Annotated in this window: 2 protein-coding genes; both read left to right on the forward strand. The window is 75.3% G+C overall.

From position 1 onward, the window contains the following. Positions 1 to 123 precede the first annotated feature (123 nt). Positions 124 to 5,010, forward strand: coding sequence for an SDR family NAD(P)-dependent oxidoreductase (locus ACIO6U_RS14635; RefSeq protein ID WP_401718944.1), 4,887 nt, complete (start codon positions 124 to 126; stop codon positions 5,008 to 5,010). 12 nt (positions 5,011 to 5,022) lie between these two features. Next, the gene (locus ACIO6U_RS14640) at positions 5,023 to 14,124 is read left to right on the forward strand and encodes a beta-ketoacyl synthase N-terminal-like domain-containing protein (RefSeq protein WP_401718947.1); all 9,102 of its coding nucleotides are present in this window, start codon (positions 5,023 to 5,025) and stop codon (positions 14,122 to 14,124) included. Positions 14,125 to 14,208: the final 84 nt, after the last annotated feature.

The raw sequence follows: 14,208 nt of genomic DNA on the forward strand, positions 1-14,208 counted from the left end.
AGCGACTCCCCGGCACTCCCACCGGCACTCCCCCGGCACATCGCCGGCGCACATCACCGGCACCACCGGCTCCCGGCACCGGGCAGTCCGTCACCACACCACGAATCGGCAGAGGGCAGGAAGATGGCAGGCGAGGACAGACTCCGCGAATACCTGAAGAAGGCCACGGTCGACCTGGGTGACGCCAGGCGCAAGCTGGCCGAGGCCCAGGCACAGACGCACGAGCCGATCGCAGTCGTCGGCATGTCGTGCCGCTTCCCCGGCGCCGGTTCCGTCGACGCCTACTGGGACCTGCTCGACCAGGGCAGGTCCGCGGTCCTCGACGAGGTGCCGGGCGGCCGGTTCGACCTCACCCCGCACGTCGAGAACGACGGGGTCTACACCACCCGCGGCGCCTTCCTCGACGACGTGGCGGGCTGGGACGCCCGGTTCTTCGGCAGCTCCCCGCAGGAGGCGCTGCGGATGGACCCGCAGCAGCGGCTGCTCATGGAGCTGACCTGGGAGGCGCTGGAGGACTCCGGTACGCCGCCGCCGAGCCTGGCGGGCAGCCGTACCGGAGTGATGATCGGCTTCTCCGACGTCCTCCAGTACCTGCGCCTGGAGCAGGCCGAGGAAGGTCTGGGCGTGCTGCACGACCCGTACGGCGGCCAGGGCGGTTCCGCCAGCGTCGTCGCGGGCCGGCTCGCGTACCACTACGACCTGCGCGGCCCCGCGCTGACCCTGGACACCGCCTGCTCGTCCTCGCTGGTGGCCGTCCACCTCGCCGGTACGGCGCTGCGCCGCGGCGAGTGCGACCTCGCGGTGGCGGGCGGCGCCTTCCTGCTGATGCACACCGACATGTACGTCAACGCCTGCTCCACCTCGATGCTGTCCCCCGACGGCCTGTGCAAGACCTTCGACGCCCGCGCCGACGGCTATGTGCTGGGCGAGGGCGCCGGAGTGGTCGTCCTGGAGCGGCTCTCCGACGCGGTACGGCGCGGCCACCGGGTGCACGCGGTCATCCGCGGCACGGCCGTCAACCAGGACGGCCGCAGCAACGGCCTGACCGCGCCCAGCCGCAGCGCCCAGGCCGACGTCATCCGCCGCGCGGTGTCCGCTGCCGGGGCGACCCCCGACGACATCGCGTACGTCGAGGCGCACGGCTCCGGCACCAAGCTCGGCGACGCCATCGAACTGGGCGCGCTCACCGATGTGTTCGGGCGCCGCAGCGAGGAACGGCCGCTGCACGTGGGCGCGGTGAAGACCAACATCGGCCACACCCAGGCCGCGGCCGGGATGGCCGGTCTCATCAAGGCCGTCCTGGCCGTCAAGCACCGCACGGTGCCGCCGAATCTGAACATGACCGAGCCCTCGGAGACCGCCGTCGCCGCGGGCGCCGTCCGCCCGGCCTCCGAGTCCCGCCCCCTCCCGACCGACGAGGCGTCGCCGCAGCTCGTGGGCGTCAGCTCCTTCGGCTGGTGCGGCACCAACGCCCATGTCGTCCTGGCGGCGCCGTCGCCCGCGGCGGCCGGGACGGGCACGGCGGCGGGCGTCGGCGGCCCGGTCCGCGCCGGTCTCGCCACCACGGAAGGCACCTCGGCCGACGGCGCCGCCGAAGGTTCCGTCGAAGCCGCCCCGGCGCCCGGCAGGGCCGAACTGCTGCCCGTCTCCGCCGCCGACGACGGCGCGCTGACGGCGCGGCTGGACGCGCTGGCCGCGGTCGCCGGACGCACCGGCCTCGACGACCTGGCGTACACGCTGCAAAGCGGCCGCGCGGCGCTGGAGTTCAGGCGCGCGGTGGTGGCCGCCGACCCCGAGGACGCTGCCGCCGCGCTGGCGACCGCGGCGCGGGCCACCGGGGTCCGTACGGTCAAGGGCCGCCCCAAGCTGGCGTATCTGCTGCCGGGCACGGGCGACCACTACCGGGGCATGGCGCGCGATCTGCACCGTACGGAACCGGCGTTCGCCGAGGCCGTCGAGACGTGCCTGGCCGTCGCCGAGGAGCGCTGCGGCATCGACCTGCGGGACACGCTGCTCGGTGAGCCCGCGCAGGCGCCGGCCGACGCGGGGGCGGGCTTTCTGGCCAGGCCCGGCAGCGGGGCTGACCTGGCGGACGACCCGGACAGCCACGCGGAGATCGCGCACCTGTCACTGTTCACCGTCGAGTACGCGCTGGCCAGGCTGCTGGCCACGCACGGCGTCACGCCCGACCTGCTGATCGGCTACAGCCTCGGCGAGTACGTGGCCGCGACCCTGGCCGGTGTCTTCGAACTGCCCGACGCCCTGTGGCTGGTGGCGCGGCGCGCCCGGCTGATCGAGGCGGCGCCCGAGGGCCGGATGCTGGCGGTCGCCGCCGACGCCGACCGGGTGCGCGCCGAACTGGCCGCGTGCGGCGCGGCGGTGGACATCGCCGCCGTCAACGGCCCGGCCATGACCGTGGTCAGCGGAGCGCCGGACGCCGTGGCGACCGCCGCCGCCCACCTGGCCGAACAGGGCCTGGCGGCACGGCAGTTGCGCTCCGCGCACCCCTTCCACTCGGCGCTGCTCGCCCCGGCCCGCGCGGAGCTGGCCGAGGCCGTGGCCGCGGTGCCCCGGCACGAGCCGCGCATCCCGGTCGTCTCCAACGTCACCGGCGCGCCGCTGACCGCCGAGCAGGCCACCGACCCCGGCTACTGGGCCGACCACCTGACCAGCCCCGTGCGGTTCGCCGACGGTCTGGCGGCCTGCGCGGATCTGGGCGTGGACGGCTATGTGGAGCTGGGCCCCGGCCAGACCCTGGGCGGCCTGCTCCGGCAGAACGACCGCAGCGGCGCCAACCCCACCGTGCTCGGCACCGTCCCCGCGCAGTGGGCGGCGGGCGGCCCCACCGACGGCCGCTCCCGGCTGCTGGAGACCTTCGGCCGGCTCTGGGAGCTGGGCGCCGACCTCGACTGGACGTCGCTGCGCGGCGCACGCCCCGGCACGCTCACGGAACTGCCCGCCTACCCCTTCCAGCGGACCCGCTACTGGCCGCGCACGGGCACGGGGACGGCCGCCGCGACCGGCACCGGCTCCACCGGCGGCGCCGTCCGGCCCGACGACTTCTGCTACGCCCCCGCGTGGCAGCAGGACGTCACCCTGCCCGCGCCGACCGCCGTGGAACCGGCCGCGCCCCTGGTGGTGTTCGCCGACGGCGACGGTGTCGGGACCCGGCTGGCCGAGCTGGCCGCGGCCTGCGGCGCACCCGTCACCGAGGTCGTGCCCGGCGGCGCCTGGCGGCGCGACGGACGGCGGGTCGTCATCGACCCCGCCGACCCCGAGCACTACCGCAGGGTCGTCGCGGAAGCGCTGGCCGGGACCGCGGGACCGCTGCGCGTCGCCCACCTGTGGAGCCTGCGCGACCCGGCCCGCACCCCGCTGTTCGCCGAGGACGCCGAGCTGGTCAGGGCGGTCCGGCTGGGCTTCGACAGCCTGCTGCTCACCGTCCAGTCGCTCGCCTCGGCGGCGGCCGAACGCGGCGTGAAGCTGCTGACCGTGACCGCGGGCGCCGCCCAGGTGCACGGCGGCGACTGCACGGCCCCCGACCGGGCGCTGGCCCACGGCTTCGCCCGGATCGCCCACGCCGAGCAGCCGGGTACGGCCTGGCGCGGCGTCGACCTGGACCCGTCGGCGCCCGCCGATACCTGCGCCGCCCACCTCGCGGAGGAGATCGGCCACCGCGCCTGGCAGCACGACGACCCGGCCGCCACCCCCGCGCTGATCGCCTGGCGCGCGGGACGCCGCCTGCTCAAGGACTGGCGCCTGGTGCCGCTCCCCGCGGCCGACGGCGCGACCGGCTTCCCCGTACGCCCCGACGGCGCGTATCTGGTCACCGGCGGCACCCGCGGTCTCGGCCTCGGGCTCGCACGGGAACTCGTACGCTCCGGGGCGCGGCGGCTGGCCCTGGTCGGCAGGACCGATCTGAACGCCGCGGCTGCCGCCGACCCCGAGGGGCGGGCCGCCCAAAGCCTGCGCGACATCGCCGCGTTGAAGGCGTCAGGCGCCGAGGTGCTGCTGCTCACCGCCGACGTCGGCGTGCCGGAGGACCTGCGGCGCGCGCTGCGCGACTGCCGGGAGCGGTTCGGAACGCTGACCGGCGTCCTGCACGCGGCGGGCGTCCCCGCGGGCGGCATGGCCGTCCGCCTGACGCCCGGCACGGCCCGTACGGTGCTCGCGCCGAAGGTGCTCGCCATGGGCCCGCTCGCCGAACTCGTCGGCCCCGGCACCCCGGAGGCCGAGCGGCCGGAGCTGCTGGTCCTGTACTCCTCGGCGGTCAGCGTCTTCGGCGGCCTGGGCGAGGGCGACTACAGCGCCGCCAACACCGTCCTGGACGCGTACGGCGCGGCGCTGGCCGACGCCGCCGCGGCCACCACCAAGGTGCTGAGCGTGGCCTGGGGCCCGTGGCAGCACGACGACTGGCAGGCCGAGGCGTCCGGCGGCGCGCTGGCCGACCGGGTCCGCGAGCACCGCGCCCGCTACGGCTTCTCCGAGTCCGGCGGCAACGCGCTGCTGGGCAGGCTGGCGGGCGCCGCCCGCGGCAGCCTGCTGGCGGTGCGGATGCCGATGGCCGAGGGGCTGCGCGAGTGGGCGGCGCTGACCGACCTGGACGCGCTCGTCGCGGCCGGCGCCCCCGCCGACAGCGAACGGCCGCGCTTCCCCCGGCCGTTGCTGCGTACCGAATACGCGGCCCCGCGCACCGAGTTGGAGACGGTCATCGCCGACAGCTGGGGCCGGCACCTCGGCATCGACGGCATCGGCGTCCACGACCCGTTCTTCGACCTGGGCGGCAACTCCCTGGTCGGGATGTCCATGGTCGCCGACATCGAGAAGCGGCTCGACCGCAGGATCGCCCCGGCCGTCCTGTTCGAGCACCCGACCGTCGCCGCCTTCGCGGCGGCGCTCGACGGCGGTCCCGCCGGGACCGCCACCACCACAGCACGCGACTCCGGCCTCGCCCGGGGCGAGAGACGGCGCCGCGCCCGCGGTGCCCAGCCTTCCATCACCCGGAACTAGGAGGACGGATTCATGCCGCGCATACCCACCGAGGTGTCACCGATGGACATCGCCATCGTCGGCCTCGCCGGGCGCTTCCCCGGCGCCACCGATGCCACGGAGCTGTGGTCGGCGCTCCGCGACGGCCGCTCGGGCATCACCCGCTTCACCGACGACCAACTGCGCGCCGCGGGCGTGCCCGACGAACTGATCGACGACCCCGCGTATGTGAAGGCGGGCGCGGTGATCGACGGGATCGACCGCTTCGACGCCGACTTCTTCGGGATCAACCCGAAGGAGGCGCAGATCCTCGACCCGCAGCACCGGCTCTTCCTGGAGCACAGTTGGCACGCGCTGGAGGACGCGGGCTGCGACCCGGCGAGCTTCGACGGCTCGATCGGTGTCTTCGCCGGCTGCGCGATCAGCACCTATCTGACGCGTAACGTCGCCCCGTCCGGGATCGGCCGCAGCGTCGGCGAGCTGACCGTGGGCCTGGCCAACGACAAGGACTCGCTGACCCTGCGCGTCGCCCACACGCTGGGCCTGTCAGGGCCCGCGTACGGCATCCAGAGCTACTGCTCGACGTCCCTGGTCGCGGTCTGCGCCGCGGCCACCAGCCTGGCCGGTTTCGAGTGCGACCTGGCGCTCGCGGGCGGCGCCGCCATCGCGGTCCCGGACGACACCGGCTACCTCTACCAGCCGGGCGGCATCAGCTCGCCCGACGGCGAGTGCCGCGCCTTCGACGCCTCCGGCCGGGGCAGCCTGGTCGGCAACGGCGTCGGCGTGGTCGCGCTGCGCCGCCTGGTCGACGCGCTCGCCGACGGCGACCAGGTGTACGCGGTGATCCGCGGCTGGGCCGTCAACAACGACGCGGGCCGCAAGGTCGGCTTCACCGCGCCGGGTGTCAGCGGCCAGGCCGAGGTGATCGCCGAGGCGCTCGCCGCGACCGGTCTCGAGCCCGAGGACATCGACTACATCGAGGCGCACGGCACCGGCACCGCACTCGGCGACGCCGCCGAACTCGCCGCGCTCCAGCAGGTGTTCGACGGCAAGGAGGTCATGATCGGTTCGGTCAAGACCAACCTCGGCCACCTGGACCGCGCGGCCGGTGTGACCGGTCTGATCAAGACCGCCCTGTCGCTGCACCACGGCGAGATCCCCGCGACCCGCAACTACACCGCGCCCAATCCCCAACTGGAGTCCGGCGACGCGCGGTTGACGGTCCTCACCGAGCGGCACCCGTGGCCGCGCGGCGACCGTCCGCGCCGCGCCGGGGTCAGCGCCTTCGGCATCGGCGGCACCAACGCCCACGTGATCCTGGAGGAGGCCCCGCCGGTCGCCGCCCGCAGCACCGGCTCGGGCCGCCGCAGCGAACTGCTGGTGTGGTCCGCCCGCACCGAGGCCGCCGCCGACGAGGCCACCGCCAATCTCGCCGCGCACCTGGACACCATGGACGACGCGGACACCACGGTCGGCGCGGGCATCTCCGACGTCGCCTACACCCTCCAGAGCGGCCGCCGGCTCTTCAGCCACCGGCGCGCCCTGGTCGCGGACTCGCTGAGCGGCGCGGCGCGCGAGCTGCGCGCCGGGTCCGCCCTCGGCCGCGCCGACGGCACCGCCTCCCGGCCGGTCGCCTTCCTGCTGACCGGCGCCGCGGAGCCGTACCCCGCCGCGGCGGCCGAACTCTACGACGCGGAACCGGCGTTCCGTACCGCGCTCGACGAGTGCCGCGCCGCCGCCCAGGCCGTCGGCGGCGCCCCGCTGGCCGGACTGCTCTCCCCCGACCGCACCAGCGGCCACGACCAGCACGGGCACCGCGCCTTCGCCTTCGGATACGCCCTCGGCACGCTCCTGCGCTCCTGGGGCATCCAGCCGGACGCCCTCCTCGGGCACGGCGTCGGCGAGTACGTCGCCGGGTGCCTGGCCGGGGTCTTCTCCCTCAAGGACGCCTTCGCGCTGCTGCACCGCCGCACGGAGACCGAGGGACAGCCGCTGACCGACTGGGCGGCGGGCCACATCACCTTCGGCGAGCCCGCAACCGTCCTGTACTCCGCCGCGACCGGCGGCCGGCTGACGGCGGCCGAGGCCACCGACCCCGCGCACTGGACCGCGGCCCTCACGGGCCCGCCCGCCGACCCCGGCACCGCGCTCGGCGCGCTGCTGGAGTCCGGGAACCACGCCCTGCTGGAGATCGGCGACGGCGCCCTCGGCGCCCACCGCGCCCTCACCGAAGGGCACGCGGACCTGCTGATCCCCGCGCTGCCCGGCGACGACGACCCGCGCGAGGCGGGCACGGTCCTCACCGAGGCCGTGGGCCGCCTGTGGCTGACCGGCGTCGACATCGACTGGTCCGGCTACCAGCACGGCCGTGACGTCCTGCGCACGAAGCTGCCCGGATACCCCTTCCAGCGCTCCCGCTACTGGATCGACGCGCCCGCCGCCGCCAAGCCCGAACTCCCCTCCGCGGCAACGGAGTCCGCCGACTCCGGCGCCGAGGAGCACGTACAGGTCATGAGCCGGGTGTGGAGCCCGGACGCGAACGGCGGCACGGGTACGGCCACCGGCCGGTTCCTGCTGTACGCCGACGCCTCCGGGGTCGGCGACGCGCTGGCCGAGCGGCTGCGCGGCGCGGGCGCCGAGGCCGTCACCGTACGGCCGACGGACGCGCCCGACACCGCCGAGGTGCCCGGCGACGGGCCGCTGACCGTGGTCGTGCTGTCCGCGCTGGACGCGGACGGGCCCGACGCGGACCCGGCCCGGGCCGTCCTCGACGTCTCCCGCGCCGTGTCGGCGTGGGGCGACCGGGCCGGGACCGGCGGTGTCGTCGTGGTCACCCGCGGCGGCCAGAGCGTCACGGCCGCCGAGCGGAGCCTCCCGGCGCAGGCCGCGGTCGCCGTCCTGCCGGTCGTCGCGGGCCAGGAGTACCCGGGCCTCGACGCCCGCGGCGTCGACCTGGACCCCGCGGCCGACACCGCGGCCTCCGCCGCCCTGCTCGCCGCCGAACTGGCCGCCGCCGAGGGGCCGGTGCTCACCGCCTTCCGCGCGGGCAGCCGCCTCACCCCGCGGTACCGCCCGATCGAGGCGCCCAAGGCGCACACCGACGAACTGCCCGTGGTCCTGCCCGGCGAGAGCTACCTCGTCACCGGCGGCCTGGGCGACGTGGGCCTGATGGTCGCGGAGCACCTGATCCGCGGCGGCGCCGGGCGCGTCGTGCTCGCCAGCCGTACCGGACTGCCCGCCGACCCGGCGGACCCGCGCCGCCAGGCGGTCGTCCGGCTGCGCGCGCTCGGCGCGGACGTCGAGGCGCCCGCGCTGGACGTCACCGACGCCGCCGCCGTACGCGCCCTGTTCGGCGCGGAGCGCTTCGACGGCCTGGTGCACGCGGCGGCCGACACCTCGGAGGACACCTTCCTGCCGCTGGGCGCGCTCCAGGAGAGCACCGTCGCACGGCACTTCGCCGCCAAGTACGAGGGCGCACGCGTGCTGCGCGACGCCGTCGGCGGGCTCGCCGGGGACCGCGCGCCGCGTTGGGGCCTGCTGTTCTCCTCGACCTCCGCGCACCTGGGCGGACTGGCCTTCGGCAGCTACGCGGCGGCCAACGCCGCGCTGGCCGCGCTCGCCGGGGCGGGCCCGGACGACGGCACCGCGCAGACCCGCTGGACCTCGGCCGCCTGGGACACCTGGGCGCCGACGCTGGCCAAGGTCGACGCCAGGACCGGCGCCTCGATGGCCGCGCACGCGATGACCGCCGAGCAGTCGCTGACCGCACTCGACCGCGCGGTGACGCAGCCGCTGCCCGCGGTGGTCGTGGTGGCCGGCGGTCTGGCGGGCCGGCTCCCGAGCCGTCCGCAGGCGGTCCCGGCGGGCGGCGGGAGCACGTCCCCTGTGGCGTCCTTCCCGCGGCCCGACCTGCCGCAGCCGTACACGGCGCCGCTGACCGCCACGGAGCGCGAGCTGTGCGCGCTGTGGACCGACACCCTCGGTGTCGACCCGGTCGGTACCCGTGACAACTTCTTCGACCTGGGCGGCAGTTCGCTCTTCGCCCTCCAGATGCTGGCCACCGTGAAGTCGCGCTTCGGTGTGACGGTGCCGACGGTCACGCTCTTCGAGGCGCCGACCGTGCACCGGCTGGCGGCCGTCCTGGACGAGCAGAAGCCCAAGGCCGCCGGAGGGCCGAGCCCGGCACCGGTCCGCGCCCCGGCGGCGCCCCGTACCCCTGCGGCGACCGTCGTCCCCGCGCCCCGGCCCGCCCCCGCGCCCGTACCCGTCGCCGCTCCGGCGCCGCGTCCGGCCATGGCCGCGACCCCGGCCGTCAGCGCGGTCACCCAGCACACCGAGCGCCCCGAGGACACCGAACCGGAGAGCACCGAACTCGACCGGCGGATCGCCATCGTCGGCATGGCGGGCCGCTTCCCCGGCGCGGGCGACGTGGCCGGCTTCTGGCGGAATCTGTGCGAGGGCGTGGAGTCGATCCGCTTCTTCACCCCCGAGGAGCTGATCGAGGCGGGCGTCGACCCGGACATGGTCCAGGACCCGGAGTACGTGCCCGCGCGCGCCGTGCTGGACGACATCAGCGGCTTCGACGCCGGATTCTTCGGGATGAGCCCGCGGATGGCGGCGCTCACCGACCCGCAGCAGCGGCTCTTCCTTGAGGTCTGCTGGGAGGGTCTGGAGCACGCGGGGTACGCCAACGAGGCGTACCGCGACCGGATCGGCGTCTTCGGCGGCTCCAACCTGTCCACGTATCTGTTCGGGATGACCTCGCAGCTCGCCGCGGGCGACATCAGCCCGTACGAGATCATCATGAGCAACGACAAGGACGCGCTGACCACGTCCGTCTCCTACCTGTTCGACCTGCGCGGACCGAGCGTCGCGGTGCAGACCTTCTGCTCGACGTCGCTGGTCGGTGTGCACCTGGCGGTGCAGAGCCTGCGCGGCGGCGAGTGCGAGATGGCGCTGGCGGGCGGTGTGTCCATCAGCGTGCCGGACCGGGTCGGCCACCGCCGCCAGCAGGGCGGCATGGAGTCGCACGACGGCCATGTGCGGACCTTCGACGCGCAGGCCAGCGGTTCGATGTTCGGCGACGGCGCGACCGTCGTGGTCCTCAAGCGGCTCTCGGACGCGCTGCGCGACGGCGACACCGTGCACGCGGTCATCCGCGGCTCGGCGATCAACAACGACGGCGCCCTGAAGGTCGGTTACACCGCGCCCAGCGTCGCCGGGCAGGCCCGTGTGGTGCAGGACGCGATGGCCGACGCACGGGTGAGGCCGGAGGACTTCGGCTACATCGAGGCGCACGGCACGGCCACCCCGATCGGCGACCCGATCGAAGTCACCGCGCTGAGCCGGGCGTTCGGCACGGCGGGCGGTCCCGGCAGCATCCCGATCGGCGCGGTGAAGACCAACATCGGTCACCTCAACCACGCTTCGGGCACCGCGGGCCTGATCAAGACGGTCCTCACCGTCCGCGAGCGGATGGTCCCCGCGACCTTGCACTTCACCGCCCCCAACCCGCAGATCGACTTCGCCGACAGCCCCTTCTACGTCAACACCCGGCTGACCGAGTGGCCGGCCGAGGACGGCAGGCCGCGGATCGCCGGACTCAACTCGCTGGGCATGGGAGGCACCAACGTGCACGTCGTCGTCGAAGAGCCGCCGGCCCGCAGGGCCGGCCCCGACACCCCGCAGGGCGGCAGGCGGCACCACTTCCTGCCGGTCTCGGCCCGAACCTCGGACGCCGCCGACCAGGCCGTGAGCAACCTCGCCGAGCACTTGGCCGCGACCTCGGGGGCGAGCGTCGCCGATGTCGCCTACACCCTCCAGGTCGGCCGCAAGACCTTCGAGCACCGCCGCGCCACCGTGGTCTCCAGCGGTGAGCAGGCCGTGGCCTCGCTGGCCGGTGCGGACGAGGACGCGCCGCTGTCGGCGCGGGTGGAGACCGCGCACGGCCGTCCCGTCGCCTTCCTCTTCGCCGGGGTCGGCGAGCAGTATCCGGGTCTGGTCGGCGACCTCTACCGGCACGAGCCGGTCTTCCGCGCCGAACTCGACCACTGCCTGGGCCTGCTGGCCGCGCACCTGCCGGACACCGACCTGATGGGGCTGCTGACCGGGGACCGTCCCGGCGGCGGTATGGACCTGGCGGCGCTGCTGGGCCGGGCGACCGGCGCGGCCGACGACCGGGAGGCGGAGCTGGAGCGCACCGAGATCGTCCAGCCGCTGCTGTTCGCGGTGGACTACGCGCTGGCCTCGACGCTGATGGTGTGGGGCGTGCAGCCGTCGCTGATGCTCGGCTACAGCCTCGGCGAGTACGTCGCGGCCTGCCTGGCCGGGGTGCTGTCGCTGGAGGACGCGCTGGCGCTGGTGGTGCACCGGGCCCGGCTGATCTCCGGGGTCGAGACGGGTTCCATGGCCGCGGTGCCGCTCGGGCCCGACGACCTGCGCGACCGCTACGGACTTCAGGCGCGCGGCCTGGACATCGCCGCGGTCAACGGCCCGCAGACCGTGGTGGTCGCCGGTCCCGCCGACGCGCTGGCCGGCCTCGCCGCCGACCTGGAGCGCGACGGCGTCCCCAGCCGGGGGCTGCGCACCACGCACGCCTTCCACTCCCGGATGCTCGCCCCGCTCGCGGACGAGCTGACCTCGTGGGTCGCGGAGAACATCCGGCTCAACCCGCCGCGTCTGCCGTACCTGTCGAACGTCACCGGCGGTGTCGCCGACGCCCGGCTGGTGCGGGACCCCGCCTACTGGGCGGAGCACATGTGCCGTCCCGTGCAGTTCGCGGCGGCCGTCGAGACGCTGCTGGCCGACCCCGAGCTGGCGATGGTGGAGATCGGTCCCGGACAGTCACTGGGCACGATGGTGCGCGGCGCGGGCTGCGCTCCGCAGCGCTGGGCGACGATCACCGCGACGCTGCCCGCGCAGAGCGACCCGCGTCCGGCCGACCGAGTCCTGACCGAGGCCCTGTCGCGGCTGTGGCTGACCGGTGTCGACCTGGACTGGGCGGCCTACCACGGCCGCGCCGAGCGGACCGCCGAGCTGCACCGGGGCTTCGCGCCCGGCAGGGTGCCGCTGCCCACGTACCCCTTCCAGCGGCAGCGCTACTGGATCGAGCAGACCCCGCTGATCGGCGCCAAGCCGGCCGCGCCCGCGGCTGCGACGGCGCCGGGCACACCGGGTGTGCCCGCCAGCTTCGAGGACATCGACCGGGTCCCGAAGCTGCCGGAGGAGCAGTGGGTCTGGCAGCCGGTGTGGCGGCAGACCGCGTCCCCTGCGACGGCGGGCGCGCAGCCCGCGAGCTGGCTGGTCTACGCCGACGGGTCGGAGGCCGACGGTGTGCTCGACGAGTTGGTGCGCGCGGCGGCGGCCGACGGCGCGACCGTGACCGCGGTCCGTCCCGGCGGCGGCTGGAGCGCCGACCCGGCGACCGGCTACACCGTACGGCCGGGCCACTCGGGCGACGCCCAGGCGGTCCTGCGCGATCTGCGCAAGCGCGGGCTCGCGCTGGAACGGGTGGTCCATCTGTGGACGCTCGCGGAGCGGCCCGACGACGAGTCGATCGCGTTCGGTCTGCACACCCTGGTGGCACTGGCCCGTGCGGCCGGTGAACTGGGCTCGGGCGACTGGCAGTTGGACATGGTCACCGCGGGCGCCCACCAGGTGCTCGACGGTTCGGAGGTACGGCCCGACGCCGCCACGCTCATCGGCCCGACGCTCGTGGTGCCGCTGGAGTACCCCAACGTCACCACCCGGCTGCTCGACGTCGAGCCGGACACCCCGGCCGCCGCCGTCGCCGCCGAACTGCGCCGACCGCGGACCGACGCGGCCGTCGCCCTGCGCGGCAGCAGGCGCTGGGTGTGCGGTTACGACATGCTCCCGGCGGCGGACGACGAGAGCGCCGCGGCGGTGCTGCGCGAGCGCGGGGTCTATCTGATCACCGGCGGTCTGGGCGGCATCGGTCTGGGCATGGCGGAACACCTCGCACGGCAGGTCAACGCCCGGCTGGTGCTCTTCGGCCGCCGCGGGCTGCCGCCGCGTGAGCGGTGGGAGGGCATCGCCGCGGGCACCGAGGCGGCCGACGAGGCGCTGCGGGCCAGGGTGAGCCGTGTCCTGGGCATCGTGGAGCTGGGCGCGGAGGTCGAGATCGTCACGGGTGACGTGGCGAGCGCGCCCGACGTCCGGCGCGCCATCGACCTGGCGCAGGAGCGTTTCGGCGCCCTGCACGGCATCCTGCACACCGCCGGCGTGCCCGGAACGGGTCTGATCCAGTTCAAGCAGTCCGACGACTCCGAGCTCGTTCTCGCGCCCAAAGTTGCCGGCGTACAGGCCCTGGACAAAGCACTGCGAATCGGCCACGCTGATGAGACCGCGCTGGACTTCCTGGTGCTGTTCTCCTCGATCACCGCGGCCACCGGCGGCGGCCCGGGCCAGGTCGACTACTGCGCGGGCAACGCCTACCTCGACGGCTACGCGGCACGGCAGGCGGCCACCGGCCGCCGGGTCCTGTCGGTCGACTGGGGCGAGTGGACCTGGAACGCCTGGGACTCCGGTCTGTCGGGCTACGACGAGGGCTTGCAGGCCTTCTTCCGCTCGCACCGGGAAGCCTTCGGCATCACCTTCGCGGAGGGCTGGCGCTCGCTGCTGCGGGCCCTGGCCTCCGGCGAGTCGCGGGTCGTGGTCTCCACGCAGGACCTGCCGACGATGGTGAGCTACAGCACCGGCTTCACCGTCGAGGCCGTCATGGCCCCGGCGGGCGGCGGCTCCGGCTCCGCCGACCGGCACCCGCGGCCCGAACTCCTCACCCCCTACCGGGAGCCCTCGGGCCCCGTCGAGGAGCGGCTGGCGGAGGTCTGGGGCGACATGCTCAAGCTCGAACGGGTCGGCGCCCGTGACAACTTCTTCGAACTCGGCGGCAACTCACTGCTCGGCATCGCCCTGCTCGCGGCCCTGCGCCGGGCCTTCCAGGACGCCGAGCTCCCCCCGCACATCCTCTACGAGGCCCCGACCGTCGAGGCCCTCGCCAAGGTCGTGGACGGACCCGCCGCGGACGCGGCGCCCGTCCCGGAGCCCGACGGCCAGGAGCAGGCGCGACTGCGCAGGTCCGGCCTGAAGACCGCCGCCCGGCGGCGCAGGAGCTGATCCCGCGTCAGCGGCACTCCGCACCACGCGACACCCCACGCCCCAGGCGTGGTTCAGCACACCCACAACAGCCAGCACCACCCA

Origin of the sequence: Streptomyces sp. NPDC087422 (assembly GCF_044744145.1) — a bacterium.
Lineage (GTDB): Bacteria > Actinomycetota > Actinomycetes > Streptomycetales > Streptomycetaceae > Actinacidiphila.

What these genes read in the sequence shown, in the direction of transcription:
- ACIO6U_RS14635 (WP_401718944.1), top strand. Translation starts at nt 124, where the DNA reads ATGGCAGGCGAGGACAGACTCCGCGAATACCTGAAGAAGGCCACGGTC.
- ACIO6U_RS14640 (WP_401718947.1), top strand. Translation starts at nt 5,023, where the DNA reads ATGCCGCGCATACCCACCGAGGTGTCACCGATGGACATCGCCATCGTC.